At 67.4% G+C, this 26,450-nt stretch carries 26 protein-coding genes; 14 read left to right on the forward strand and 12 right to left on the reverse strand.

Annotated features, from left to right (window positions below; all coding sequences use genetic code 11):
• Positions 1 to 44 precede the first annotated feature (44 nt).
• On the reverse strand, positions 45 to 1,076 hold the full coding sequence (gene vanA / locus EV645_RS32935) for a D-alanine--(R)-lactate ligase (protein WP_130447986.1): 1,032 nt from the start codon (positions 1,074 to 1,076) through the stop codon (positions 45 to 47).
• On the reverse strand, positions 1,073 to 2,107 hold the full coding sequence (locus EV645_RS32940) for a D-isomer specific 2-hydroxyacid dehydrogenase family protein (RefSeq protein WP_130447987.1): 1,035 nt from the start codon (positions 2,105 to 2,107) through the stop codon (positions 1,073 to 1,075). The genes vanA and EV645_RS32940 overlap by 4 nt, the downstream gene beginning before the upstream one ends.
• Positions 2,108 to 2,193: 86 nt before the next feature.
• Here EV645_RS32940 and EV645_RS32945 point away from each other — a divergent pair, with 86 nt between their 5' ends.
• A complete protein-coding gene (locus EV645_RS32945; RefSeq protein WP_130447988.1) occupies positions 2,194 to 3,549 on the forward strand; it encodes a UDP-N-acetylmuramoyl-tripeptide--D-alanyl-D-alanine ligase in 1,356 nt (451 codons plus the stop codon).
• Here EV645_RS32945 and EV645_RS32950 read toward each other — a convergent pair.
• Genes EV645_RS32950 through EV645_RS42965 form a run of 3 tightly spaced genes read right to left on the reverse strand, consistent with a single transcriptional unit; the run spans position 3,532 to position 5,515 of the window.
• Positions 3,532 to 3,978: a GNAT family N-acetyltransferase gene (locus EV645_RS32950; RefSeq protein ID WP_130447989.1), complete on the reverse strand. Its 447-nt coding sequence runs from the start codon at positions 3,976 to 3,978 to the stop codon at positions 3,532 to 3,534. The two genes, EV645_RS32945 and EV645_RS32950, sit on opposite strands and share 18 nt — an antisense overlap.
• Entirely contained in the window at positions 3,975 to 5,051 is a 1,077-nt protein-coding gene (locus tag EV645_RS32955; RefSeq protein WP_422386657.1) for a lipid II:glycine glycyltransferase FemX, read from the reverse strand. Before EV645_RS32955 ends, EV645_RS32950 begins: the two co-directional genes overlap by 4 nt.
• Positions 5,048 to 5,515 carry a M15 family metallopeptidase gene (locus EV645_RS42965; RefSeq protein WP_130447991.1) on the reverse strand — a complete coding sequence of 156 codons (468 nt, stop codon included), beginning with the start codon at positions 5,513 to 5,515 and terminating at the stop codon, positions 5,048 to 5,050. The genes EV645_RS32955 and EV645_RS42965 overlap by 4 nt, the downstream gene beginning before the upstream one ends.
• Positions 5,516 to 5,602: 87 nt before the next feature.
• On the opposite strand from EV645_RS42965, the gene EV645_RS32965 reads away from it, so the two are divergent.
• The 6 genes from EV645_RS32965 to EV645_RS32990 all read left to right on the forward strand — a co-directional run bounded on the left by EV645_RS32965 (position 5,603) and on the right by EV645_RS32990 (position 12,069).
• Complete coding sequence (locus tag EV645_RS32965) at positions 5,603 to 6,286, forward strand: response regulator transcription factor (protein WP_130447992.1); 684 nt, start codon at positions 5,603 to 5,605, stop codon at positions 6,284 to 6,286.
• Entirely contained in the window at positions 6,279 to 7,358 is a 1,080-nt protein-coding gene (locus EV645_RS32970) for a sensor histidine kinase (protein ID WP_130447993.1), read from the forward strand. Before EV645_RS32965 ends, EV645_RS32970 begins: the two co-directional genes overlap by 8 nt.
• 123 nt (positions 7,359 to 7,481) lie before the next feature.
• Positions 7,482 to 8,399 carry a metal ABC transporter solute-binding protein, Zn/Mn family gene (locus tag EV645_RS32975; RefSeq protein ID WP_198682030.1) on the forward strand — a complete coding sequence of 306 codons (918 nt, stop codon included), beginning with the start codon at positions 7,482 to 7,484 and terminating at the stop codon, positions 8,397 to 8,399.
• Positions 8,399 to 9,193 (forward strand): metal ABC transporter ATP-binding protein, encoded by a 795-nt coding sequence (locus EV645_RS32980; protein WP_130447995.1) that lies wholly within the window; start codon positions 8,399 to 8,401, stop codon positions 9,191 to 9,193. The genes EV645_RS32975 and EV645_RS32980 overlap by 1 nt, the downstream gene beginning before the upstream one ends.
• Positions 9,194 to 9,198: 5 nt before the next feature.
• A complete protein-coding gene (locus EV645_RS32985) occupies positions 9,199 to 10,050 on the forward strand; it encodes a metal ABC transporter permease (protein ID WP_130447996.1) in 852 nt (283 codons plus the stop codon).
• 60 nt (positions 10,051 to 10,110) lie between these two features.
• Positions 10,111 to 12,069 (forward strand): amino acid permease, encoded by a 1,959-nt coding sequence (locus EV645_RS32990; protein WP_130447997.1) that lies wholly within the window; start codon positions 10,111 to 10,113, stop codon positions 12,067 to 12,069.
• On the opposite strand, the gene EV645_RS32995 is transcribed toward EV645_RS32990, so the two are convergent.
• The 5 genes from EV645_RS32995 to EV645_RS33015 form a co-directional block, all read right to left on the reverse strand.
• On the reverse strand, positions 11,967 to 13,682 hold the full coding sequence (locus EV645_RS32995) for an APC family permease (RefSeq protein WP_206751461.1): 1,716 nt from the start codon (positions 13,680 to 13,682) through the stop codon (positions 11,967 to 11,969). The genes EV645_RS32990 and EV645_RS32995 overlap by 103 nt on opposite strands.
• A 75-nt stretch (positions 13,683 to 13,757) precedes the next feature.
• Entirely contained in the window at positions 13,758 to 15,893 is a 2,136-nt protein-coding gene (locus tag EV645_RS33000; protein ID WP_130447998.1) for an MMPL family transporter, read from the reverse strand.
• 89 nt (positions 15,894 to 15,982) lie between these two features.
• A complete protein-coding gene (locus EV645_RS33005; protein WP_130447999.1) occupies positions 15,983 to 16,744 on the reverse strand; it encodes an ABC transporter permease in 762 nt (253 codons plus the stop codon).
• A 10-nt stretch (positions 16,745 to 16,754) separates the two neighbouring features.
• Positions 16,755 to 17,513 carry an ABC transporter ATP-binding protein gene (locus EV645_RS33010; protein ID WP_130448000.1) on the reverse strand — a complete coding sequence of 253 codons (759 nt, stop codon included), beginning with the start codon at positions 17,511 to 17,513 and terminating at the stop codon, positions 16,755 to 16,757.
• Positions 17,510 to 17,842, reverse strand: coding sequence for a PadR family transcriptional regulator (locus EV645_RS33015; protein ID WP_130448001.1), 333 nt, complete (start codon positions 17,840 to 17,842; stop codon positions 17,510 to 17,512). The genes EV645_RS33010 and EV645_RS33015 overlap by 4 nt, the downstream gene beginning before the upstream one ends.
• A gap of 100 nt (positions 17,843 to 17,942) precedes the next feature.
• Here EV645_RS33015 and EV645_RS33020 point away from each other — a divergent pair, with 100 nt between their 5' ends.
• Positions 17,943 to 19,610, forward strand: a complete 1,668-nt coding sequence (locus tag EV645_RS33020; protein ID WP_130448002.1) for a SulP family inorganic anion transporter — start codon at positions 17,943 to 17,945, stop codon at positions 19,608 to 19,610.
• A gap of 33 nt (positions 19,611 to 19,643) precedes the next feature.
• Positions 19,644 to 19,832 carry a hypothetical protein gene (locus EV645_RS33025; protein WP_130448003.1) on the forward strand — a complete coding sequence of 63 codons (189 nt, stop codon included), beginning with the start codon at positions 19,644 to 19,646 and terminating at the stop codon, positions 19,830 to 19,832.
• 428 nt (positions 19,833 to 20,260) lie between these two features.
• On the opposite strand, the gene EV645_RS33030 is transcribed toward EV645_RS33025, so the two are convergent.
• A complete protein-coding gene (locus EV645_RS33030) occupies positions 20,261 to 21,175 on the reverse strand; it encodes an alpha/beta fold hydrolase (protein ID WP_130448004.1) in 915 nt (304 codons plus the stop codon).
• Positions 21,176 to 21,290: 115 nt separating this feature from the next.
• On the opposite strand from EV645_RS33030, the gene EV645_RS33035 reads away from it, so the two are divergent.
• The 5 genes from EV645_RS33035 (at position 21,291) to dhaK (ending at position 25,197) form a co-directional block, all read left to right on the forward strand.
• Positions 21,291 to 21,851, forward strand: a complete 561-nt coding sequence (locus tag EV645_RS33035; RefSeq protein ID WP_130448005.1) for a DJ-1/PfpI family protein — start codon at positions 21,291 to 21,293, stop codon at positions 21,849 to 21,851.
• Between the two features lie 70 nt (positions 21,852 to 21,921).
• Complete coding sequence (locus EV645_RS33040; RefSeq protein WP_130448006.1) at positions 21,922 to 22,779, forward strand: class II fructose-bisphosphate aldolase; 858 nt, start codon at positions 21,922 to 21,924, stop codon at positions 22,777 to 22,779.
• The gene (locus EV645_RS33045) at positions 22,776 to 23,564 is read left to right on the forward strand and encodes an HAD-IA family hydrolase (protein WP_130448007.1); all 789 of its coding nucleotides are present in this window, start codon (positions 22,776 to 22,778) and stop codon (positions 23,562 to 23,564) included. The genes EV645_RS33040 and EV645_RS33045 overlap by 4 nt, the downstream gene beginning before the upstream one ends.
• Positions 23,561 to 24,205, forward strand: coding sequence for a dihydroxyacetone kinase subunit DhaL (gene dhaL, locus EV645_RS33050; RefSeq protein ID WP_130448008.1), 645 nt, complete (start codon positions 23,561 to 23,563; stop codon positions 24,203 to 24,205). Before EV645_RS33045 ends, dhaL begins: the two co-directional genes overlap by 4 nt.
• Positions 24,202 to 25,197 carry a dihydroxyacetone kinase subunit DhaK gene (dhaK, locus tag EV645_RS33055; protein ID WP_130448009.1) on the forward strand — a complete coding sequence of 332 codons (996 nt, stop codon included), beginning with the start codon at positions 24,202 to 24,204 and terminating at the stop codon, positions 25,195 to 25,197. The genes dhaL and dhaK overlap by 4 nt, the downstream gene beginning before the upstream one ends.
• Here dhaK and EV645_RS33060 read toward each other — a convergent pair.
• Positions 25,162 to 26,424: a GAF domain-containing protein gene (locus EV645_RS33060; protein WP_198682031.1), complete on the reverse strand. Its 1,263-nt coding sequence runs from the start codon at positions 26,422 to 26,424 to the stop codon at positions 25,162 to 25,164. The two genes, dhaK and EV645_RS33060, sit on opposite strands and share 36 nt — an antisense overlap.
• Between the last annotated feature and the right edge of the window lie 26 nt (positions 26,425 to 26,450).

Here is a 26,450-nt window from a genome sequence, read left to right on the forward strand (position 1 = left end):
AACCACGATCACTGTGAGCACTGCCGGTCGGGGCGGGCGTTCGTTCACCGAGCCTTGGCCGCCAGTGCCAGCGACAGCATGCGGTCGATCACCTCGGTCCGGGACAGGCCGGTGGCGTCCATCATCCGGGGGTATCGGCTGTACGACGTCATGCCGGGAAGGGTGTTGACCTCGTTGAGTACGACGGTGCCGTCCTCCGTGAGGAACATGTCCACGCGTGACAGGCCGCGGCATCCCAGAGCGCGGTAGATGGCTTTCGCGGTCTCCTGAACGAGCGCGCGGGACTCGGGCGGGATGTCCGCGGGCACGATCACCGTCGAGTTGTCGGAGCCGCTTTCCGGCGTACTCTCCTGGTGGATCTTGAAGAAGCCGTGCGACAGGTCGATCTGGTCGACCTCACCGGCGAGCAGTTCGGGATCGTTGCCGAGGATCGCGCAGCCGATCTCGCTGCCGACGACGGCTTCCTCGATCAGGACCTTCGAGTCGAACTTCCTGGCGGCCTCGACGGCGGCCGGCAGTTCTTCTCTGGCCGCGACCTTGCTGACACCGAAGGACGAGCCCGAGCGGGCCGGCTTCACGAAGATCGGATAGGTGAACTGGTCGGGATCGATGGCTTGGCTCGCCGTGAACGTCCAGAAGTTCGGCGTCGCGATTCCGGCGCCCGCGGCGACGGTGTAGGCGAGGGACTTGTCCATGCACAGGACAGAGCTCTGGATGTCGCAGCCGACGTACGGAAGGCCGGAGAGCTCGAGCAGACCCTGGATCGCGCCGTCCTCGCCTTGCTTGCCGTGGAGGACCGGGAAGAGCACGTCGAGGCTGATCGTCTCGTACTTCCCGTCGTCCAGGACGAGCAGCCCGGGGGAGGTACTGTCCGGTGACAGCATGGCCGGGCGGCAGGCGCCGTTCTCCCAGTCCGTGGCGGGTCCGTCGCACAGCTTCCAGGCGCCGTCCTCGGTGATGCCGATGTAGAACGGTTCGTACTTCGTGGTGTCGATGTTGTCCGCGACCTGTTGGGCGGACTTCACCGAGATGGGGTGTTCCTCGGAGCGGCCTCCGAAGATGATGCCGATCTTCATATCCACTGCTGTTTCCTGTTCTCGAATTTCCGGCAGTTGATGATCGAGTTCTCGACCGTGTCGCTGAGGGCGTGATCGGTGTAGTAGGCGGTGTGCGGGCTGATGATCACGTTCGGCAGCTCCTGGAGTCGCCGCAGTTGTTTGCTTTCGACGGGTTCGTTGCTGCAGTCGGCGTAGAAGATGCCGTCTTCGCCTTCGAGGACGTCCAGCGCTGCGCCGCCGAGTCGTCCGTTTTCCAACGCCGTGAGAAGCGCTTCGGTGTCGAGGAGCGGGCCGCGTCCGGTGTTGACGACGTACGCGCCCGGCTTGAGTTGCTCGATCCGTCGACGGTCGAGCAGATGACGGGTGTCTTCGGTGAGCGGTGTGTGCAGCGTCAGGATGTCGCTGACGGGCAGCAACTCGTCGAGCGGGACGTAGTCGGCCGACGTCGCCGGGCGGTTGTCGTAGGCAACGGTGCGGCAGCCGAAGCCGCGCAGCCGGTCGATCACGGCTGCGCCGATGCGCCCGGTGCCGATGACGCCGACGGTCAGGTCACGCAGTTCCTTCCCGCGTGCGTCGTTCAGTCGGTAGTCGTGGATGTCGGCACGGCGGAGCATCGGCTTCGCGTTGCGCACTGCCATCAACATGAGCATCAGCGTGTAGTCGGCGACGCTGTCGGGGGAGTAGGCAACGTTCTCGACGGTGATGCCGACGGTGTCCGCGTAGTCCACGTCGAGGTGGTTGTAGCCGATACTCCTCGTGGAGATGTACGTGACGCCGGCTCTCGCGAGAGCCAGCAGTGTTTGGTTGGTGATCGGCGTCTTATGTCCGACGCTGATACATCTTTTGCCGAGGGCAAGTTCAATGGTTGCCTCGGACACTGATGCCTCGGTGATGGTCGGTACGACGCCGAACCGAGGAGCGAGCTCCCGGAACAGCGCGGCTTCGTCCGGCCCGCAGCCGTAGATCGTCAGTGCGACGTCCGGGAGGGTCGCGGACGACAACCAGGACGCCAGCGATTGCGTACGGCGTTCTGGTTCGCTGTAGGTCATGCCTCCAGTGAAGGAAGAGTGGTGTTGCCCGCGCGTATCGGATTTTCGATATGCGGACGAAACACCGCGGCTCCTTTACTGGGGGAATGATTCCGCTCAGCCTCGATGAGATCAGCGCGGTAGTTGGCGGAACGGTCGCCGGCGACGGCTCCGTGAAAGTGACCGCACCCGCCGTACTCGACGGTCGAGAGGCTGAGCCGGGGGGACTGTTCGTAGCCTTCGCGGGCGAACACGCCGACGGCCACGACTACGCTCCGCAGGCCGGCCAAGCCGGTGCGGTGGCTGTGCTCGGCTCACGGCCCACGGCCTTGCCCACTGTCGTGGTTGAGGACGTGGAAGCTGCACTACAGAACCTCGCCGCTCACGTCGGCGCGCAGCTACGCACCGGGCTGACTGTTCTAGGCCTCACCGGCTCCCAGGGCAAGACCAGCACCAAGGACCTACTGACCGCCGCGCTCTCCACTATTGGGCCGACGGTCGCAACGATTGGTTCGCTCAACAACGAGCTTGGCGTACCGCTGACGATCCTGCGTTCCGACCCGACCACCCGCTTCCTCGTTGTCGAGATGGGCGCGCGGCGGATCGGCGATATCGCTCACCTCGCCGCCCTGGTCCCACCCGACGTGGCGGTCGTTCTCAACGTCGGGCAGGCGCACCTCGGCGAGTTCGGCTCACGCGGGGCGATCGCCAAGGCCAAGGGCGAGCTGGTGCAGGGCCTCGCGCCAGGAGGGACCGCCGTGCTGAACGCCGACGATCCCCGGGTTGTTGCGATGCGTGCCCTGACGGACGGCCCGGTGCTCACCTTCGGTCGGGCGGAGCACGCCGACGTACGTGTGCTTGACCTGGCGCTCGATCGCCTCGGCCGGCCATCCTTCACCCTGCGGACCGCAGCTGCCGCGGCGTCCGTCGTACTGCCGCTTGTGGGCGCGCACCAGGCGTTCAACGCGGCGGCGGCTACTGCGGCCGGGTTGGCGGTCGGCGTACCGATCGCGCTGACCGCGGCTGCGTTGGCCGGCGCATCGGTCTCGCAGTGGCGGATGGAATTGTGCGAACTGCCAGGCGGCATCACGCTCCTGAACGACTCCTTCAACGCCAACCCGGACTCCGCCCGCGCCGCCCTGGACGCGATGGCGGTGATTGAGGGCCGCCGCATCGCTGTACTCGGCGAGATGCTCGAGCTGGGCGAGGAAAGCGAATCCGAACACCACATCATCGGCGGGTACGCCGCCACCCGCGCCGACGTCATCGTCGCAGTCGGGGAAGGTGCGCGCGCGATCGCCGCCGGCGCGGGGGAGCACGCAGTGGCGCTCCCCGACAAGACCGCAGCCATCGACTGGCTCCGCCGAACCCTCGCCCCTGGCGACGTGGTCCTCGTCAAAGCCTCCCGAGAAGCCCACCTCGAAGAGGTCGCTGCCGCACTCGCCTCAACCCGGCTGCGGTAAGGAGCGGAGGAAGCGGGTCGACGTGTCGGTTTGCTCGACGTATCCGAGGTCTTGGTAGAAGGCGTGTGCGTCGTGGCGGTCGTTGGCGCTGTTGAGGTCTATCCGGACGCAGCCTCGGTCGGCGGCGAAGGATTCCGCGGCGGCCATGAGCTGGGTGGCGATGCCCTGACGGCGGGCCTGGTTGGAGACGACAAGGGCGACGATGCGGGCCCACGAGCCGTCGCGCTGGAAGAACGGGGCAACGTGGACGGCGATGACGCCCAGCACGTCGCCGTCCGACTCCGCGACGTACGCCGCCAGCGCCGGATCGTCGGCCCAGACCTGGATTCGATCGGCTGTCGCGTCTGCGCCGTCTTGGGGATAACCCAGCTGCCCCAGGAGTTCGTTGACGGCGATCGCGTCGGCGCGGGTGGCAGGACGGATGTTCATCCGCGGCGCCGTTTCATGTAGAGGTCGAAGGCGCGATACACCAGCGGACGTAGCGGGAGGTCCCACTCGCCGGCGTACCGGACCGCTTGCCCGCCGGTGCCGACCTTGAACTGGATCAGCCCGACATGGGAGTCCTGCAGATCTAGCGTCGGCGTGATGCCGCGCAGGTCGTACACGTCGCACCCGGCGGCGAGCGAGTCGCGGATCATCGCCCACTGGCACGCGTTCGACCCGCGAACCTCACGCTTCGACGTGGACGAAGCGCCGTACAGGTACCACGCATGAGCGCCGACCCGGACCAGGATCGTCGCGGCGACCAGCTCGCCCTGATGGTGCGCGAGATACAACCTGGCCGAGCTCATCGCGGCGAACAGGTTCTCGAAGTACCGCAGTGGTCGCGGCGTGAAGCGATCGCGCTCAGCAGTGTGGACGTACAGGTCGTGGAAGGCCTTCACGTCCGTGCCGACCGAGACCTCTACACCCTCCTTCGCCGCCTTCTTGATGTTCCGGCGCCATTGCTGGTTCATCCCTCGGAGTACGTCGTCCTCGGTCCGCCCGGCCAGCGGAAGCTCATAGATGTACTGCGGTTGCCCGTCGCCGAACCCGTCCTCGGGACTCTGCGGCAGCCACCCCGCCTCCTCGAGCCAGCGCGTCACCCGATCCCCGCCCCGCCCGGCGAGCCGCTTGACCTCCGGATCCGCGATCCCCGACTTGACCTCAGCGGCGCTCCAGACGTCCGTGCGCACGGGCGGCCCGAGCCGGATCGCGAATGCACCCTGCGCCTTCAGGTACGCCGCGAGCGGGTCGATCCACTCGTCGAGCGACCCGCTCCAGTCGATCACCGGCCCCTGCGGCAAGTACGCCAGCGTGTACCGCTCCAACCGCGGCACCGGTCGATGCAGCACAAGGCCGGCGCCGACGAGCTGCGCCCCGTCGTACCAGCCGAGCGACTCGCTACGCCATTCGGTCTTGACGGCGGCCCACTCCGGGATCTGCAGGAAGCTGACCGACCGCTGCGCGTCCACAAATGCCTGATGTTCGCCGGCGCTGATACGAGAGACAGCCAGCTTCACAGCTGCATCCTCGGATCGTGCGTCGGGTCGGCGTACATCGGCTCGCACCCGTTCGGCCGAAGCTCGTAGTGCCACGGCTCGTTGCGATAGATCTGACACAGCCCGTATGCCGACCCGTGCTCCGCCAGCCATGCCTTCGCCTCGGAGTGCCCGATGTCGACCGCCGCGCCGCGCACGTGCTGGGACGTCTCAGGCGTAGCGACCCATCGAGCCGCTTCCTCCTCCGAGCCGTACTTCGCAACCGCATTGCGCAGCAGGTCATTCTGGTACTCCGGAGAACGCCAGCCGCTGTTCACGTAGAACGTGACCCCGTCGTCCAAGGCATCCGAAGCGGCCTTTCGCAGCGCCGTGAGCAGCGCCGGATCGAGGTTGGCCACGGCCGGGTAGTCGTCGTCGAACACCGTCGCCCCGGCCGGGACGGCGCCGTCATCCTTGCTGGGCGCACCAATTGCCGCTCGAGTCATGCTCCCAGTCAAGGCAGCGCGGTGTTGTCGGTACGTATGGGGAATTCGATATACGGACGATACGAAGGACCTCGTAGCATCGGGAGTATGCGGGTGCTGCTGGTCGAGGACGAGCCGGAGATGGCGGGCGCGATCCGCGACGGCCTGCGCCTGGAGGCGATCGCGGCCGATATCGCCGGCGACGGCGACACCGCGCTCGAGCTGCTCAGCATCAACGCCTACGACATCGCGGTCCTGGACCGCGACATTCCCGGCCCGTCGGGGGACGAGGTCGCCAAGCGGATCGTTGCCTCCGGCAGCGGTATGCCGATCCTCATGCTGACCGCGGCCGATCGGCTCGACGACAAGGCGACCGGGTTCGAGCTCGGCGCCGACGACTACCTCACCAAGCCCTTCGCGCTCCAGGAGCTGGTACTGCGTCTGCGAGCGCTCGACCGTCGACGCGGCCACAACCGGCCGCCCGTGCGCGAGATCGCGGGCCTGCGGGTGGACCCGTTCCGCCGCGAGGTCTACCGCGACGGCCGGTACGTCGCGCTGACCCGCAAGCAGTTCGCCGTACTCGAAGTTCTCGTCGGTGCCGAAGGCGGTGTCGTCAGCGCCGAGGAGCTGCTGGAACGGGCGTGGGACGAGAACGCCGACCCGTTCACCAACGCCGTACGGATCACTGTCTCCGCGCTGCGCAAACGGCTGGGCGAGCCTTGGATCATCGCCACCGTAGCCGGCGTGGGGTATCGCATCGACACGGCTGGCGAGGAAGGCGAGCGTGGGTAGGGAGCCGGGGCTGAGTGTTCGCCTCAAGCTCACCCTCAGCTATGCGGCGGTCATCATGCTCGCGGGCGGTGGGCTGCTCGCGGTCGTCTGGGTGTTCCTGCTGCGCTACGTTCCCGCCCGGATGGTTCGCGCACCCATGAGCGGCCCGGACCGTGCCGACCTGCTGGCCGCGTTCGCGCCCAAGGCGATCCTGATGCTGACGTTGCTGCTGATCGCCGGTCTCGTCGGAGGCTGGATCCTGGCCGGCAGCATGCTCGCGCCGCTGACCCGAATCACCAACGCCGCCCGCCTGGCCACGGCCGGTTCGCTGTCCCACCGGATTCAGCTGGAAGGCCGCCAGGACGAGTTCCGCGAGCTTTCCGACGCGTTCGACACCATGCTCGAGCGGATCGAAGCGCACGACGCCGAACAGCAGCGGTTCGCCGCCAACGCCTCCCACGAACTGCGTACTCCGCTCGCGATCACCCAGACCCTGCTCGACGTGGCCCGCAAGGATCCGAACCGCGACCCCGCCGAGCTCGTCGACCGCCTCGACTTCGTCAACAGCCGGGCGATCGACCTGACCGAAGCCTTGCTGCTGCTCAGCCGCGCCAACCAGCGGACCTTCACCCGCGGCGACGTCGACTTGTCCCTCGTTGCGGAGGAGGCCGTCGAGACTCTCCTCCCACTCGCGGAAAAGCGCGGTCTGACGGTCGAAACCTCCGGTGACGTGACCCCGGCCGTCGGCTCGCACACCCTCCTGCTGCAGCTGGCGACGAACCTTGTCCACAACGCGATCGTCCACAACCTGCCCGCGGGCGGCGCCGTGTGGATCACCACGACCATGCACCCGAAGACCGTGGTGCTCACGGTCGAGAACACCGGCGAGATCCTCCCCGCATCCGTGGTTTCCACCCTGATCGAGCCCTTCCAGCGCGGCGGCGGGCGCATCCGCACCGACCACACCGGCGTCGGCCTGGGCCTCGCGATCGTCAACAGCATCACCCAGGCGCACGACGGAATCCTGATCCTCGCCGCCCGCCCCTCCGGCGGTCTCCGCGTCACGGTTCAGCTCCCAGCCGTACGTCGCTGACCAACCCTGTAGGGCATCTCTGACAGTCCAGAGATGCCCTAGCTGTCAATCATCCGGGGGACAGTGCTACCTTTTGTCCGGAATGGTTTTCATTATCAATTGGCGATGAGGGACGGGTGCGCTGTGAGGCTGCGTAGTTCTGTTGGATTCCTGGCCGGTGCGGCGGCGCTGGCGCTGCTGGCCGCGTGCAGTTCGTCGGCGGCCGACGAGACGGCCGCGTCGACCTCCGAGGCCGGGGTGCAGGTCGTGGCGTCGACGAACGTGTACGGCGACATCGTCGAGCAGATCGCGGGGGACAAGGCCGAGGTGACGTCGATCATCTCCGACCCGGACCAGGATCCGCACTCGTACGAGGCGAACGCGCAGACACAGCTCTCGCTCTCGAAAGCGAAGGTCGTGATCGAGAACGGCGGCGGCTACGACGACTTCATGGCCACGATGCTCAAGTCGGCGGGCAACACCTCGGCGAAGGTGCTCAACGTGGTCGGCATCTCCGGCCACAAGGCGCCCACCGGCGGTGAACTCAACGAGCACGTCTGGTACGACTTCCCGACCATGGAGAAGCTGGCGGCGCAACTGGCGTCCACCCTGTCCGAGGTCGACTCCGCGAACAGTTCGACGTACGCCGCGAACGCCGCCGCCTTCACCGGCAAGGTGAAGCAACTGGAGGCGACCGAGGCCTCGATCAAGGCTGCTCATACCGGCGACGGCGCCGCGATCACCGAGCCGGTGCCGGTGTATCTGCTGACCGCCTGCGGGCTGGTGAACAAGACGCCGGGCGAGTTCAGCGAGGCCATCGAGGAGGGGACGGACGTTCCGGCCGCGGTGCTGCAGGAGACGCTCACGTTGTTCAGCGCCAAACAGGTGAAGCTGCTGGCATACAACGAGCAGACGTCAGGTCCGGAGACGGAGAAGGTGCTCGCGGCGGCGAAGGCGAACGGCATCGCCGTCGTACCCGTGACCGAGACGCTGCCCGACGGCAAGGACTACCTGGGCTGGATGACCGCCAACCTGGACGCGATCCGTTCGGCTCTGGCCTGATGAACGTCCTGCAGTTCGAGAAGGCGTCGTTCGGATACGGAGGGCATCGGTTGTGGGGCGGCCTGACGATGAGCCTGCACGCAGGGGAGTTCCTCGCGATCCTCGGCGCCAACGGATCGGGGAAGACCAGCCTGCTGAAGGCCGTTCTCGGGTTGCATCCGCTGATGTCCGGGACCGTCCAGGTCGCCGGCGCTCCGCCCCACCGAGGAAGCACGCAGATCGGGTACGTGCCGCAGCACCGGCGGATCGACACGCTCACGCCGCTCCGGGCTCGGGACGTCGTCGGCCAGGGCCTGGACGGCCATCGATGGGGGATCGGCCGCCCCGACCCGAGGCGCCGTCGACGGATCGACGAGCTGCTCGAGTCGGTCGGCGCCGACGCCTTCGCGGACCGTCCGATCGGACAGCTGTCCGGAGGCGAGCAGCAGCGGGTCCGGATCGCGCAGGCACTGGTGTCCGACCCGAAGCTCCTGCTCTGTGACGAGCCGTTGCTGTCGCTGGATCTCAACAGCCAGCGCACGATCTCCGGTCTGGTCGATCGGCGCCGCAGTACGCATGACACCGCGATCGTCTTCGTCACCCACGACATCAACCCGGTGCTGCCGTACGTCGACCGCGTGCTCTACCTTGCCAACGGTCGCTTCCGGACCGGGTCGGTCGACGAGGTGATGACGTCGACGACCTTGAGCGACCTGTACCAGTCGCCGGTGGAGGTGGTCCGTTCCGGCGGCCGGGTGCTGGTGGCCGGTGTTCCCGAGGACACCCATCACACCTCGGTCCTGCGGGCCGGGTGAGGTCGATGCTCACGGCAACTGTCTGGCACGAGATCTTCAACTTCACCAACTACGGGGAACTGCTGGCGCTGGTACGCAACTCGATCATCGCCGGCGTGGCGCTCGGCGTCGTCGGCGGTCTGATCGGCGTGTTCGTGATGATGCGCGACCTGCCGTTCGCGGTCCACGGCATCAGCGAGCTGTCGTTCGCGGGCGCGTCCGCCGCTCTGCTGCTGGGCGTGAACGTGGTCGCCGGTTCGCTGACGGGGTCGATCATCGCCGCGATGCTGATCGGCGTACTGGGAAGTCGTGCGCGTGATCGCAATTCGATCATCGGGGTGCTGATGCCGTTCGGGCTGGGGCTCGGCGTGCTGTTCCTCGCCTTGTACAAGGGTCGTGCGGCCAACAAGTTCGGCCTGCTGACAGGGCAGATCGTGGCGGTGGACACGCCGCAGTTGTCCTGGCTGATCGTCACCGGCGTCGTCGTACTGCTCGGGCTTGTGATCGTCTGGCGGCCACTGATGTTCGCCAGCTCGGACCCGGAACAGGCTGCGGCTCGTGGTGTGCCGGTGCGGCTCCTGTCGTTGGTGTTCATGCTGCTACTCGGGTTGGCGGTAGCCATCTCGGTCCAGATCGTGGGCGCCTTGCTCGTCCTGAGCATCGTGGTCACACCCGCGGCCGCCGCACTTCGAGTCGCTACCTCTCCGTGGCTCGTTCCGTTGCTCAGCGTGATCTTTGCGACCTTGTCCCTCGTCGGAGGGATCCTTCTCGCACTGGGCGGCAGCCTGCCGATCAGCCCCTACGTGACCACGATCTCCTTCCTCATCTACGTGATCTGCCGGAGCATCCCCGGCGGGAGAGTGGCGGTTCGCACGTAGGTGTTAGAGAGGCGTTAGAAAGGACCGGTCCTGGTTCTCCGGCTGGCTAGGCTCCGAGCGGTGACAGAAACCCGTGAGAACGAGACGGTCGGGCTACCCCCTCCGGTCCGTGGCCGGTTCGTCGAGTGGTTACTGCACGACCGCCCCGCCGGACACGCCGGGCCGCACCGGCCGGCGCCGCACCCCACGCACCGCTGGTGGAAGGTGATGTGCCTGACCGGTGTCGACTACTTCTCCACGCTCGGCTACCAGCCCGCCATCGCGGCCGCCGCGGTGGGTCTGCTGTCACCGGTCGCCACACTGGTCCTCGTCCTGCTCACCCTGCTCGGCGCCTTGCCGGTCTACCGGCGCGTGGCGGCCGAGAGTCCGCACGGCGAGGGCTCGATCGCGATGCTCGACCGGCTGCTCGGCCGCTGGAAGGGCAAGTTCACCATCCTGGTCCTGCTCGGCTTCATGGCGACGGACTTCATCATCACGATGACGCTGTCGGCCGCCGACGCCACCGCGCACGTCATCGAGAACCCGTACGTGCCGCACTGGTTCGAGGGCAAAGAGGTGATCATCACCCTCCTGCTGCTGGCCCTGCTCGCCGGCGTGTTCCTGCGCGGCTTCGGAGAGGCGATCGGGATCGCCGTCGTTCTGGTCCTCGTCTACCTCGGCCTGAACGTCGTTGTCGTCGGCAACGCGCTCTGGAACGTGATCACCGCACCCGAACTCGTGACGAACTGGCGCGGCATGCTGACCACCGAGCACTCGAACATCTGGGTGATGATCGGCATCTCGCTGGTCGTGTTCCCCAAGCTCGCCCTCGGTCTGTCGGGGTTCGAGACCGGGGTCGCGGTGATGCCGCAGGTCGACGGCTCACCCGACGACGATCCTGCACACCCGGCGACCCGGATCCGCAACACCCGCAAGCTGCTGACCACCGCGGCACTGATCATGAGCGGCTTCCTGATCACCAGCAGCTTCACCACGATCGTGCTGATCCCCGAGAACGAGTTCAAGGACGGCGGCGAAGCGTCCGGCCGGGCGCTGGCCTACCTGGCGCACGAGCACCTCGGCAGCATCTTCGGGACCGTGTACGACGTGAGCACGATCCTCATCCTGTGGTTCGCCGGCGCCTCGGCGATGGCCGGTCTGCTGAACATCGTTCCGCGGTACCTGCCCCGCTACGGCATGGTCCCGGACTGGGCCCGCGCGACCCGCCCGCTGGTGATCGTGTTCGGCGTGATCGCGTTCGTGATCACGCTGCTGTTCAAGGCCGATGTCAACGCCCAGGGCGGTGCGTACGCGACCGGCGTACTCGTGCTGATCATGTCGGCGTCGATCGCGGTCACGTTGTCGGCGCGGCGGAAGGGGGAGCGGGCCAAGACGGTCGGCTTCGCCGTCATCAGCCTGGTGCTGCTGTACACGACGATCGCGAACATCATCGAGCGTCCCGACGGCGTGCAGATCGCGTCGTTCTTCATCGTCGCGATCATCCTCACCTCGCTGATCTCGCGGGCCACGCGCTCGCTCGAGCTCCGGGCCACCGAGGTGCGGTTCGACGAGGAGGCCTGCCGGATCATCTCCGCGGCTGCCGTGGCCGGTGAGCTGCGGATCATCGCGAACGAGCCGGACGATCGCGACGAGGCGGAGTACCAGGAGAAGGAGGCCGAACAGCGCGAGGTGCGCAACCTGCCCGAAGGTCTGCCGATCTTGTTCCTCGAGGTGACGCTGACCGACGCCTCGCAGTTCGAGACCGAGCTGGACGTGCAAGGCGACGAGCGGTTCGGCTACCAGATCCTGCGGGTCGAGAGTCCGAGCGTGCCGAATGCGATTGCGGCGCTGATGCTGAAGATCCGGGACGACTGGCAGGTGATGCCGCACATCTACTTCGCCTGGGCCGAGGGCAACCCGTTCTACTTCCTGTTCCGCTACCTCATCTCCGGCGAAGGCGACGTACCGCCCGTGACCCGCGAAGTACTGAGACGGGCCGAGCCCAAGCGTTCCCAGCGCCCCTGGGTGCACGTCGGCTGATCGATCCGGAACCGCATCCGGCAGACGACCGCGTCGGTACGGCGGCGGAGCGCATGCGCGAGGATGGCGCCTCGCTGATTCTGCAGCAGCCGCTGCCACAGGTGATCGGGCTCGATCTCGGGGATCACCACGAAAACGGTGTCGACCTCGCAGCGGTTGACGTACTGGACGACCGGTGCGGTCAAGGTGCGGCGTTGGTCGTACAGCGCGATCAGCGGGATGCCTGGCTGCCAGCGCTGCCAGTCGTCGAGGAGGCGGACGAAGGCCTTGGTGTCCTCGGGGTCCGCGGTGTTGACCGCATGGACGGCGACGACGTCGTGACCGAGCCCGCGCGCAACCGACAATGCCTCACCCGTCAGCCTGCTCACGCCATGCACGGGTACGACGACGCGCGACCGCCGCGACGTCAGCCGATCGGGGACGTGCCCCAGCTCGAGCCGATCACCGATCCGTCGGTAGTTGCGGTTCACGGACTCCATCACGAGCACCAGCACGGGCAGCGTGATCGCGATCAGCCACGCGCCGTCGGCGAACTTCGAGGCGGTGACCACGATCGCGGCGACACCGGTGAGGAGAGCGCCGAATCCGTTCAGCGCCAGCTTGCCCCGCCATTGCGGCGGACGACGGTGCCACCAGTGGCGCACCATGCCGGCCTGGGACAGCGTGAAGCCGACGAAGACGCCGATCGCGAAGAGCGGCACCAGCGTGTTCATGTCGCCGCGCGCCGCGATCAGCAGGACGGCTGACACTCCAGCCAGGAACAGGATGCCGTACCGGTAGACCTGGCGTTGCCCGCGCAGCTGGAACACATGCGGGAGGTAGTTGTCCTTGGCAAGCAGTTGGCTCAGGACGGGAAGCCCGCCGAAGGACGTGTTCGCAGCCAGTGCCAGCAGCAGCACGGTCGTGAACTGCACGACGTAGTACCCGAATCCGTGGCCGAGTGCCCCATCGGTGAGTTGAGACAGCACGGTGACGCCGTCGACCGGCCGGATATCGAACTTCTCGATCAGGATCGCGAGGCCGATCAGCATCACGCCGAGCAGGCCACCGAGCGCCAGTTCCGCACGCTGGGCCCGAACGACACCGGGCTTGCGGAACGACGGTACGGCGTTCGCGATCGCCTCGACACCGGTCAGGGCAGCGCACAGCCTCGCACTCGTCGCGACACCACGCAGATTCACCGCGGTGACGAGGAACAGTACGGCGAGTGCGAGCTCGACGCGATACCCGTACAGTCCCGGCACGGCCGACGTCAGCGCTGCGACGCCGGCCGCGACCGAGACGGCCACATTGAGGACGTAGTCGATCACCAGCGACGCGGCGGCCACGAGACTTGCCCGCCGGCCGAGGTGCGCCTTCGCGACGCCGTACGAACCACCGCCGTCCGGGAAGGCCGCGATCACCTGCCGGTACGACAGGACCAGCACGAGCAGCAGTACGGCGATCGCGATCGTAATGGGGAGCGTCAGCCCCAGCGCCGCCGACCCGCCCAGGGCGAGGACGAGCACGATGGCCTCCGGGCCATAGGCAACGGAGGCCATCGCGTCGAGTGACGGTGCCGCCAGACCTCCCGCGACGCCGAGCCGATGCCTATCGTCCGAAGAGGTGGTCACAGCACGACCTTCCAGTGCAGCGACCCGGTCAGTCAGCACTTCTCACGTGCTACTCACACAAGCCAAACGCGGCTCTCACACCGAGGTCAGCTCTTCCTCCCGCTCCGGCTGTTCCGGCGCGCGCTGCGCGTCGGCGTGGCCCGGCCACCAGGCGCGGTGACCGATCAGGGCCGTGAGCGCCGGGGTGAAGAACATCGCCATCACGAACGCCGCGATCGCGATTCCCGCGGAGATCGCGAAGCCCATTTGCGAGAGGACGTTGTTGCCGGCCAGCATCATCGACGCGAACGTGCCGGCGAGGATCAGACCGGCGGCGGCAATGGTCGGGCCTGTGTGGTGCAAGGCCAGGGCCGCGGCCCGCTTCGGGTCGTGGCCCTCCCGCGCTTCCTCGCGCAATCGGGCGACCATCAGGATGTTGTAGTCGGTGCCGAGAGCAACCACGAACAGGTACATGATCACCGGCAATGTGAAGATCAGCCCCGAGTTGTGCTGCAGATGCTGGAACACCAGCACCGACGCACCGAGCGTCGCCCCGAAGCCGAGGAACACCGACGCCATCAGGTACCACGGCGCGACCAGACTGCGCAGGAGCAGCGCCAGCACGATCATGATCAGGATCGCCGCGACCGGGAACACGATGCGGTAGTCATGGTTCATCGCGTCCTGGAAGTCGACGAACACCGAGGTCAGCCCGCCGACGACCGCCGTCGTACCGGCCGGTGCGGCGGCGTGCGCCGCGTCGCGCAGCGGACCCCGGACGGTGGCGATCGCCTGGTCCGATTCGGGCGCCGACGTCAGCGTGACCTTGAAGTCGGCGACCGTACTGTCCGGAGACAGCGTGGCCTGGGAGACATCGCCGACACCGTCCACCTTGGTCAGCGCGGTGCGGTACTTGTCGAGCTGGTCCTTGCTCAACGGGCTCGACGACTGCAGCAGTACGTCGGACGGCTGGGTGACGCCTGCCGGCAGGCTCTTGAGCAGTTCCTTGCTGTACACGGTGGATTCGGACGTGTCGGACGTCGAGCCCGAGGTCAGGTCGAACGTCGGGTTGAAGCCGATCGCGAACGCGCTCAGCACGATCAGCAGCCCACCCGCAGCGACCGCGAAGACAGCCGGCCGCCGCCCGAGACCACGACCCATGGCGGCGAACTTCGCACCCTTCGGCTCGACCTTCCACGCCTTCGACGGCCAGAACACCTTCGTGCCGAGCAGCGAGACGATCGCCGGTACGAGCGTGAGCCCGGCCAGCAGCGCCACCGCGACCGAGATCGCGAGTGCCGGCCCCATCGCGCGGAACATGCCGAGCGTCGACAACGTCAGCGCCATGAAGGCGATGATGACCGCCCCGGCCGCGGACGCGATCGCCTCGCCGACCCGGGTGACGGCGCTGACCATCGCGGTCTTCGCGTCCTCGCCGGCCCGCAGGCGCTCCCGGTACCGGAACATCAGGAACAGGATGTAGTCGGTGCCGACGCCGAACAGCACCACCAGCAGGATCGACGTGATCGAGCTGTCGATCTTCAGGTCGAAGGCCTTGCTCACGATTGCGATCAGACCGTTGACCACCGTTGAGACAGCGCCGATGACGACGATCGGAAGCAGCGCGATCACCGGGCTGCGGAAGATCAGCAGCAGGAGCAGCAGGATCAGGCCGACCGTGGCGATTCCGATGATCGCCAAGCCCTTCGTCGAGGACTCCTGCGCGTCCAGGGCCTGCGCGGCCGATCCGGTCACGCCCGCCTTCAGCGACGTCCCGTGCAGCTTGTCCTGCAACGCCGTGCGGAGTGCCTTGACGGCGTCGTTCTGCCGGGTGTCGCTGGGGTTGGTGATCTTGGTCAGCTCGACCGCGGCGATCTGGATCAGCCGGTTACCAGTCGGCGGGACCGCCTGGATCCCGGTGACGTCTTTGAGTTTGGCCTGGTTCAGCTGGCCGGCGATCGTTCCGACCGTTGCGGCGTCGGCGGCGCCGATCGGCGCGCCGTCGCTGCGTTCGAACACCACGAGGGCCGCGGGCGCGGTGGCGTTGGGGAAGGCCTTCTCCTGCAGTTGTGCTGCCTGGATCGACTCGTAGTGCGACGGCAGGAACGCGGATTGATCCGTGGTCGCGGTCAGTTTCGGGGCCGTCGCGGCCACCGCGGCGATGATCAGCACCCAGGCGCCGATCGTCCACCACGGCCGCCGTACGACCAGCGACCCCAGTCGTGCGAACATGAAAGGTCCTTTCAGGAAGTTTTCGTTGATACGACGATCGCGGAGCGGCCTGACACCGGACTGACACGGCGCAGTCACCAGCCGGTCTGCTAGCTGATCTTGCGGCGGTAGAGCGCTGTCGCACCGGCGTACGCGAGAACGAGCAGGCCGACGCACCAGGCGAGCGCGACCCAGATGTCGTTGCCGATCGGCTGCTGCGCGAACAGGTCCCGGATCGTGTTGACGATCGACGTGACCGGCTGGTTCTCGGCGAAGGCGCGGACCACGCTCGGCATGGTGTCGGTCGGCACGAACGCCGAGCTGAGGAACGGCAGGAAGATCAGCGGGTACGAGAACGCGCTCGCGCCGTCCACGGACTTCGCGCTCAGACCCGCGATCACGGCCAGCCAGGTCACCGCGAGCGTGAACAGGATCAGCATCCCGGCGACCGCGAGCCAGGCGCCGATCCCCGCGCCGGTGCGGAAGCCCATGATCAGCGCGACGCCGACGACGATCACGAGTGAGATCAGGTTGGCGACGAGCGACGTCAGCACATGACCCCACAACACGCCCGAGCGCGCGATCGGCAGGGACTGGAAGCGTTCGAAGATGCCGCTCTTGAGATCCATGAACAGCCGGAACGACGTGTACGCGACGCCGGACGCGATCGTGATCAGCAGGATGCCCGGCAGCAGGTAGTTGACGTACTTGACCGAGCCGGTGTCGATCGCGCCGCCGAACACGTAGACGAACAGCAGCATCATCGCGATCGGCATGATCGCGGTCGTGATGATCGTGTCCGGGCTGCGGAGGATGTGCCGCAGGGAGCGCCCGGTGAGAGTGGCGGTGTCGCCGATGAGGTGCGAGGCCATGGTCGGATCCCTACTTTTCCGGGGCGGTATCGCCGACGAGGGTGAGGAAGACGTCCTCGAGCGTGGGCTGCTTCTCGACGTACTCGACCTTGGCGGGTGGGAGCAGCTGCCTGAGCTCCTCGAGCGTGCCGTTCACGATGATCCGGCCTTCGTGCAGGATCGCGATCCGGTCGGCGAGCTTCTCGGCCTCGTCGAGGTACTGCGTGGTGAGCAGCACCGTCGTACCGTGCTTGGCGAGCTCCTTGACGCTGTTCCAGACCTCGATCCGCGCCTGCGGGTCGAGCCCGGTGGTCGGCTCGTCGAGGAAGACGACCGGCGGACTCCCGATCAGGCTCATCGCGATGTCCAGCCGGCGCCGCATACCTCCGGAGTACGTCGCGACTCTGCGGCCGCCCGCGTCCGTGAGGGAGAACCGTGCGAGCAGGTCGTCCGCGACCTTGCCCGGGTCGTCGATGTGCCGCAGCTTGGCGATCAGCACGAGGTTCTCGCGTCCGGTCAGAATCTCGTCGACGGCCGCGAACTGCCCGGTGAGGCTGATCGATTCGCGCACCTTGGCGGAGTCCTTGAAGACGTCGAAGCCCTGCACGCTCGCCGTCCCCGCGTCGGCCTTCAGCAGCGTCGACAGGATGCGTACGACGGTGGTCTTGCCGGCACCGTTCGAGCCGAGCAGGGCGAAGATGCTGCCACGCTCCACCTCGAAGTCCACGCCCCGCAGTACGTGCAGGTCCTTGTACGACTTCTCCAGACCCTGCACCTGAATCACTGTCATCCCTTGTCTCCTTCGCGCAGTCGGTCGAGGCGTTCGGCCAGGAAGCTCCACGTTCCCCAGAATTCGTCGAGGTCTTGGCGGCCCCGGGCGTTGAGCGTGTACACCTTGCGGGGCGGTCCTTTCTCGGACGGGACCTTCTCCACGTCGACCAGACCGCGTTTCTCGATCCGGACCAGCAGCGCGTAGACGGTGCCTTCGGCGATATCGGTGAAGCCCTGGTCCCGCAACCACGCGGTGATCTCGTAGCCGTACGCCGGCCGCCCGGACAGGATCGCGAGCACGATCCCCTCGAGCGTGCCCTTGAGCATCTCCGTCATCTGCTTGCCCACGCGGCGTTCCTTAGCTATTCAGTGTCACTGAGTACTAGTAGATAGTAACACTGACTACCGGCGGCGCAAGCCACACTGTGGGGACGGAGAGGGGGCAGGTTTGCCGATACCTGGAGTTGAGACGCTGCAGCAGTACCAGCGGAGCTGGCTGCGGCCGGATGTCGTCGCGGGCCTGACGGTCGCTGCGTACTTCGTCCCGCAGGTGATGGCGTACGCCGAACTCGCCGGCCTGCCCGCGGTGGTCGGACTGTGGGTCGCGCTCGGTCCGCTCGTGCTGTACTTCCTGCTCGGCACGTCACGGTTGATGTCGCTCGGCCCGGAGTCGACGACCGCACTGCTGACCGCGACGGCGATCGGTCCGTTGGCCGCCGGTGATCCGGCTCGGTACGCGACGCTGGCCGCAGTACTGGCTCTGCTGGTCGGGGTGATCTGCGTGGTCGGGTGGGCAGCCCGGCTGGGATTTCTGGCCGACCTGCTGTCGAAGCCAGTGCTGATCGGCTACCTGACCGGGATCGCGGTGATCATGATGACCGGCCAGCTCGGGCGGCTGACCGGTGCTCCGGTGGAAGGCGATTCGCCGCCGGCCGAGATCCTGTCCGCGATCCGGCTGTTCGGTCAGTGGAAGCTCGCGCCGGTGGTGTTGTCGGTCGTGGCGCTCGTGCTGCTGCTTGTGCTGGCTCGATGGACGCCGCGCGTTCCAGGGCCGCTCGTTGTCGTGGTGCTTGCGGCGTTCGTGACCTGGGCGGCGGGGCTGGGCGACAAGGGAGTGGAGCTGGTCGGCGCGGTGCCGAGCGGCCTGCCGACGCTGCAGGTGCCGTCGATGTCCCTTCACGATGTCGGTCTGCTGGCCCTGCCCGCGGTCGGCGTGGCGCTGGTCGGCTACACCGACACGGTCCTGACCGGCCGAGCGTTCGCGAGTCGCGGCGGCGGGCGGACCGACCCCGGCCGAGAGCTGCTCGTACTCGGGCTCGCCAACCTGTCCGCGGGCTTCGTGCGCGGCTTCCCGATCAGCAGCAGCGGCAGCCGGACCGCCCTCGCAGCAGCGTCCGGAGCGAAGAGTCAGGTCTACTCGCTGGTCGCTGCGGTGACGATCGTCGCCACCTTGCTCTTCGCCGGCCCGCTCCTTGCCACCTTCCCGATCCCGGCCCTCGGCGCCTTGGTCGTGTTCGCCGCCATCCGGCTGATCGAGCTGGGCGAGTTCCGCCGCATCGCCGCCTTCCGGCGCAGCGAGCTTTTGTTGGCCTTGGCAACAACCGCCGGCGTGATCGCCCTCGACGTCCTGTACGGCGTACTCCTGGCCGTCGCGCTGTCGGTTCTCGACGTACTGCGACGGGTCGCCCGGCCGCACGACGGCATCCTCGGATACGTGCCGGGCATCGCCGGCATGCACGACATCGACGACTACCCGGACGCTCGTCCGGTCCCGGGGCTCGTCGTCTACCGGTACGACTCGCCGTTGTTCTTTGCGAACGCCGAGGACTTCCACCGTCGCGCACTCGCAGCCGTCGACGATGCATCTGATCCGGTGCGATGGCTGCTGCTCAACACCGAGGCGAACATCCAGATCGACGTCACCGCGGTCGACGCGTTGGACGCGTTGCGCGAGGAGTTGGCTTCGCGCGGGATCGTGCTGGCGCTGGCGAGGGTCAAGCAGGACCTCCGTGACGACCTCGAAGCCTCGGGGTTCCTCGATCGTTTGGGACCTGGACGCGTCTTCTACACCCTCCCGACAGCTGTCGAAGCCTTCCGGGCAGAGCAACCCGGCTAGCCTGGTCCGTGGATGCCTGACCTGGGAGGCAAAGTGGCAGTGCTCACGAAAGCTGAGGCGCTGGCGATCATTCGTCGCGCTTACGGTCCTGATCTTGCCCAGTCCATCGAGGACCGGTTGCCGGCCCGGATCGACCCGGAGGACGATGCGGACGCCGAGTTCCTGGCGACGCTCGGCTTGACCCGTGACGGTCTGGCCAACGCGATGGGCGGGGAACTCTAGAGCCGCGCCAACCAAGGTTCGGGTCGTACCCCGCCCCTCCCCGTGACGGAGCAAGCCCCGCCCTTCGACGGCGATCTCGGGGGTCAGCCCCCCAGATGGGGGGTTCGGCCCCTGCGTGCAGACCGCGAACCGACCACCTCAGGGGTTGACCCCCGAGAAGGCCGGGGCCCGGCCTGCGGACAGGCCAAGCAGCCAACCTGTCTGGCCGTGGCACTAGTGCCGTATCAACGAACGTTGGGGTCGTAACGCGCACCAGGCCCGGCGACGTCGACGGCGTGGCCGTGCTCGGTCAGAGGAGTGGATATCCGCCGTCGTTGTGCCTTCTCTGCTGGTGTGCGAGCAGAGAAGGCACAACTCGCGGGGTTATCCGCTCGTGTTGCCGAAGCCGGGGAGATGGGGTTGCAACCGCAACGTTTCTTGCGGCAGCACTAAAGGAGATCCCCGCAGAAGAAGCGGATGGAGCGGTTGACCAACTGAGGGCGTTCCCAGGGCATGAAGTGCCCGGCGCCTTTGACCCAGAACGGTCCGACGCCCTCCGGGAAGGCCAGTGCGCAGCGTTCCTCGGCGTACTCGCCGACGGTGACCTGGTCCGCGCCGATCAGCACCAAGGCCCGTTGCTGCACCGGGCGATCGATCAGCTCCGGCGCGGACAGCGGCCGGGTGCCCATCAGCACCTCGTAGTCGGCGAAGGACGCGCGCAGGCGGGCCGCGTCACCGAACGGCTCGGTCAGGAACGCCAGGTCGTCCTCGTCGAAGGCATCAGGCGGGCACCAGAGACGATGCCCGTAGAACTCGCCGATGTAGCGCCGCCGCCGTTCGGGCGTATCCAATTCGGCGACCAGCTCATCGGCGTGGTGGCCCTGACGACGCTGGTAGTCGTAGACGGCGGGCTTGGGTCGGCCGGCCGGGATGCCGGCCGCCGCGAACGCGTCCGGCAGATCGGGCATCGAGTCGTCCAGGATCACCAGCCGGTCCACGCGCTCGGGGTGCCGGTTGGCCAGATCGATGGAGATCATAGCGCCCAGGTCGTGCCCGGCGACGACGGCACGCTCCCAGCCGAGTACGTCGAACAGCCCGGTCAGGTCGCTGTTGAACGCGTTGAAGTCGTAGAAGTCGTCCGGCGCGAAATCGGAATCGCCGTACCCGCGCAGGTCCGGCGCGACCACGTCGAACCCGGCCTCGGCCAGCGGGATCAGATTGTGCGACCAGATCCGGCTCGTGCACGGAAACCCGTGGACCAGCAGCAGCGGTACGCCGCCCGCGCCGCGTCGCCGCACCGCGAGTCGATGCCCGGCACGCACTTCGATCCGCTCAGCCGCAACGACCTCAACAGGAAGCACCATGCTTTCGGTCTACACGACCACCCGGTCAGACGGGCCTTGACCGCGGTTGGAAGCGGGCAGAGGCTGGCTGGTGGGTGGGTATCTGACTGGTGTGTCTTCGAGAGGGAGTGGCCTGATGGCGAAGGTACTGATTCTTACCGGTGACGCGGCGGAGGATCTCGAGGTGTTTTATCCCTATCAGCGCCTGCTGGAGGAGGGGTACGAGGTCGACATCGCGGCTCCTGCGGTGAAGAAGCTGCAGTTCGTGGTGCATGACTTCGTGGACGGGTTCGACACGTACACCGAGAAGCTCGGGCATACCTGGCAGGCGGATGTGGCGTTCGCGGATGTGGATCCGGCGGAGTACGTCGCGGTCGTGATCCCGGGCGGCCGCGCTCCGGAGTACATCCGCAACGACGCGGACTGTCAGCGGATCGTGAAGCACTTCTATGGCGAGGCGAAGCCCGTCGCGCAGCTGTGTCACGGACCACTCATCCCAGCGGCGGCCGGTGTGCTGAACGGCCGCAAGACGTCGGCGTACCCGGCGCTCGCGCCGGACATCCGCGCCGGGGGAGCCGAGTGGGTCGACGGCGACGCGGTCGTCGACGGCACCGTGGTCTCCGGTCGCGCCTGGCCGGACCACCCGACCTGGATGCGGGCGTTCATGGCGATCCTGAAGGAGCACGCGCCGGCCTAGTCGCCCGGTTTGCAGCCTTTCTGCAGCGTTCGGAGAGGCAGGCTGGACGGAGCTACCGGGAGGAGTGAGCATGCCGGTCGCACCGTTGAAGGAACTCGTCGACGAGGCCTTGGCCAAGGGGTACGCCGTTCCCGCGATCAACATCGTCGACGAGTTGAGCCTGCGAGCCGTCGTCGACGCGGCCGTGGAGCTGCGCTCGCCGCTGATCGTGCAGACGTCGGTGAAGACCGTGAAGTCGGTCGGGCGCGACGTACTCAAGGCGATGTTCGACGCGACCGTCGCGCCCGAGCCGGTGCCGGTCGCGCTGCACCTGGATCACTGCCCGGACCGCGAGGTGATCAGCTCCTGCCTCGCGGCCGGCTGGAACTCGGTGCTGTTCGACGCCTCCGCGCTGCCGGTCGAGGAGAACCAGCGGCAGACCGTCGAGGTCGTCGCCGAGGCCCGCAAGTACGGCGCTCACGTGGAAGGCGAGATCGAGGGCATCACGGGGGTCGAGGACGGAGTCGGGTCCGACACGGAGTCGGAACGTCAATCCTTGGCGGTTGCCACTCGCTTCGTGGAGACGACCGGGGTCGATGTGTTCGCCCCGGCGATCGGCAACGCCCACGGCATCTACCGGTCGACACCCGAGCTGCACTCGCAGCGGATCACCGACCTGGTCGCCGCGACCGGCATCCCGATGGCGCTGCACGGCGGATCGGGACTGACGCCGGAGCAGTTCCGGGACCTGATCGGGCGGGGCTGCGCGAAGGTGAACATCTCCACGGCGCTCAAGGTCGCGTACATGAAGTCGTCGCTCGAGCATCTCGAGGAGGCGCGGGCGAAGGACAAGTGGGACCCGCCGACGCTGTTCCGGAACATCCACGCCGCAGTGAAGGCGATGACCGTCGAGTACATCGAGATCTTCGGTAGCGGCGATCGCGCATGACCGCGCTCATCTTCGACTGCGACGGGGTGCTCGGCGACACCGAACGCGACGGGCATCTGCCGGCGTTCAACGCGACGTTCGAGCACTTCGGCCTTCCGGTGCGCTGGTCGGTCGAGGACTACGGCCGGCTGCTGAAGATCGGCGGCGGCAAGGAACGCCTGGCCACGTTGCTCGACGATCCCGACGTGGTGAAGGCGGCCGGCTCGCCGTCGACCGACGACGAACGTACGCAGGTTGTCGCGGCCTGGCATCAGTACAAGACCAAGGCGTTCACCGACCTCATCGCGGCCGGTGTCGTTCCGCCGCGTCCCGGCGTACGGCGAATCATCACCGAGGCGCTGCGGGAGGGCTGGACTGTTGCCGTCGCGTCGACCTCGGCCGGGCCGTCGGTACGTGCTGTGCTGACCGGAGCGGTCGGTGCGGACGTCGCGGCGCGGGTGCCCGTGTTCGCGGGGGACGTCGTACCGCGGAAGAAGCCGGACCCGGCGGTGTACGAGCTGGCCGTGCATCAGCTCGCGCTGGTCCGGGATCACACGCTCGTCATCGAGGACTCGAGCAACGGCCTGCTCGCCGCGTCCGGAGCCGGACTGTCCACTGTCGTGACCGTGTCCGGATACACGCGCGACGAGGACTTCTCCGGAGCGGCGCTGGTCGTCTCAAGTCTCGGCGATCCCGAGGGTGAGCAGCTCGAGGTACTCGCGGACCCCTGGAACATCGGCCCCGTCAGCGCGCTCACGCTGACCGAGCTCGCCGAACTGGCCGGTCGCAAAGGAGGGCAGACATGAGTGACAGCTGGAGTGATGTCGACCTGGTCATGACCACGATCATCGACACCTGCCTCACCAACGAGAAGTACTTCGGTGACCTCGACTCGGTCGTCGGCGACGGCGACTTCGGGTACTCGCTGGCCCGCGGCTTCGAGAAACTCCAGGCCCAGTACGGCGAGTTGGACCGGACCGATATCGGCACGTTCTTCAAGAAGGTCGGGATGCTGGTCACGTCCCGGATCGGCGGGACCTCCGGACCGATCTGGGGAACGGGATTCCTGCGCGCCGGGATGACAGCCGGCGCGACGACGGTCCTCGACGGCGCGACCGTCGTCGCGATGCTTCGCTCCGCGATCGCGGGGATCATGGCCCGCGGCGGCGCCTCGTTGGGTGAAAAGACTCTTCTCGATGCGCTCGTCCCGATGACCGACGTCATCGAGGCGGCGCTCGCGGACGGGGTGAGCAGCGACGAGGTCGTGGACCGCGCCGCAGTGGCCGCCCGGTCGGCGGCCGACGCGACGATCGACCTGGTCGCCAAGCGCGGCCGGGCCGCCTACACCGGCGAACGCAGCCGGGGATCGGTCGACGCCGGGGCCACCGCCGTCGCCGTGCTGATGGAGCAGATCGCAGAGAAGTGGAAGGGGAGGAACTCCGGATGAAGAAGTTCGTCAACGATCCCAAGAACTACGTGCCGGAGATGCTGCAGGGCATCGCACTGGCGAACCCCGAGACCTTGAAGTACGTCCCGGAGTACAACCTGATCATGCGGACCGACGCGCCACGCGACGACAAGGTCTCGATCATCCAGGGCTCAGGCTCCGGGCACGAGCCGGCGCACGTGATGACCGTCGGCAAGGGCATGCTCGATGCCGCCTGTCCCGGTGACGTCTTCGCCGCGCCGCCGATGGACTACGTGTACGAGACCACCAAGCTGCTCGCATCGCCGAAGGGCGTGTTGCTCCTGGTGAACAACTACACCGGCGACCGGATGGCGTTCGACATGTCGCAGGAGCTCAGTGCCGCGGACGGGCTGACCGTGAAGACGCTGATCATCGACGACGACGTTGCTGTGAAGGACTCGACGTACACGGTCGGTCGGCGTGGTGTCGCGGGCAACTTCTTCGTGATGAAGGCGGTCGGCGCGGCCTCGGAGCAGGGTGCGGACCTGGACGAGTTGGTCCGGATCGGCGAGAAGGTCAACTCGGTCACGCGAACGATGGGGATGGCGCTCACCGCCTGTACGCCGCCGGCCAAGGGCTCGCCGCTGTTCGAGCTCGGCCCTGATGAGATGGAGATGGGTGTCGGCATCCACGGCGAGCCGGGCCGCAGTCGCGAGCCGCTCGCATCGGCGAACGACATCATCGACCAGATGCTCGAGGCGGTCCGCTCCGACCTGCCGTACGAGTCGGGCGACAATGTCGCGCTGATGATCAACGGCCTCGGCGGTACGCCGATCAGCGAGCTGTACCTGCTCTACGGCCGGGCGCACAAGGTGCTCACCGATCAGGGCATCAACGTACGGCGCAACTACGTCGGTGAGTACTGCACCTCGCTCGACATGGCGGGCGCGTCGGTGACGTTGGTGAAGCTCGACGACGAGATCGACGGCCTGTTGTCAGCGCCTGCGGAGATCGCGATTCGCGTGTTCTGAGAGGCCGTAGTCCGCGCGCAGCCGGCGTACTTCGGACTGGGTCGACGGCCACAGCGGAGAGGTCGGCGAGAGCAGGGTCAGCTGGTGTTCCCAGGCGCTGAGGTCGTTCACGCCGGCGTACGAGCGGGTCCACGCGACGACCAGGTCGACGTCGTGGGTCCGCAGTACGTCGGCCCGCATGCGGTTCTCGAGCCGGTTCCGTACGGCGACGACTGCTGGCGCGTCGGATTGCGGGAGGAGCGGGCCGGCGTAGCGACGGAGCGCCGACGAGAGCAGGTGGGAGTCGAGGTCGTCGGCCGTCTCGAGCCAGTCCGCGGCAATGTCGCGGCGGAACCTGTACGGACGGGAGTCGAGGACGTCCGCGCCGAGGAGTGCGCGCAGGCGGGTCATCTCGCCGCGCAGAGAGGAGCGATGATCGGCCTCGCCGTACAGCGCGTCGGAGAGTTCTTCGGCGGTGAGGCCTTCGGGGTGTTCGGCCAGCAGTACGACGATGTCGCTGTGTCGCCGGCTGAGTCGGAGGTCGCGGTCGTCGACGCGTACTTCGGCGTCCGGGCGTCCGAGCGCTGAGATGCGGACGCGATAGCCGGTATCGCCGTTCAGTTTGCGGAGGATGGTCAGCCGACCGAGCTCGGCCTCGGCCATCCGGGCGGCGGCGCGGACGAGCGCGAGGGATTGGGGTGAGCTCGCGTCGGCGCCGCCGGTGATGTCGACGACGCCGAGAACGCGTTGCGTGTCCGGGTCGTAGATCGGGGCCGCCGCGCAGGACCACGGCTGCACCAGGACCGTGAAGTGTTCGGCCGATCGGATCTGGACCGGCGCGGTCACCTCGAGCGACGTACCGAGCGCGTTGGTGCCGACCTGTCGCTCGGCCCACCAGGCGCCCTCACTGAAGTGGATGCCGTCGGCTGCGCGCAGTGCGTCGGGTCGGCCGCACACCCACAGCAGCCGGCCGCCGCTGTCGCCGACGGCCATCACACAGTCGCTGTCCACAGCTGCCCGGCCGAGGACGTCGTACAGCATCGGGAAGACGGCCGAGAGTGGATGTTCGGCGCGATAGGTGGCGAGTTCGTTGCCTTGGAAGGCAAAAGGCGCTGCCGTATCGGCGCGCAGCCCAGCGGCGACCGAGCGGTCCCAGGAGGCCGCGACCAGCCCGCGCACGGGCTGTTTCTCCCCACCCTCGACGAACTCTTCGTGTCGCCGGTGCAGCCATCGATCGATGGATTCCACCTGTCCAAGACAACTGCCGAACCCCG

The sequence above is a fragment of the Kribbella rubisoli genome (assembly GCF_004217145.1).
Taxonomy (GTDB): Bacteria; Actinomycetota; Actinomycetes; order Propionibacteriales; family Kribbellaceae; genus Kribbella; species Kribbella rubisoli.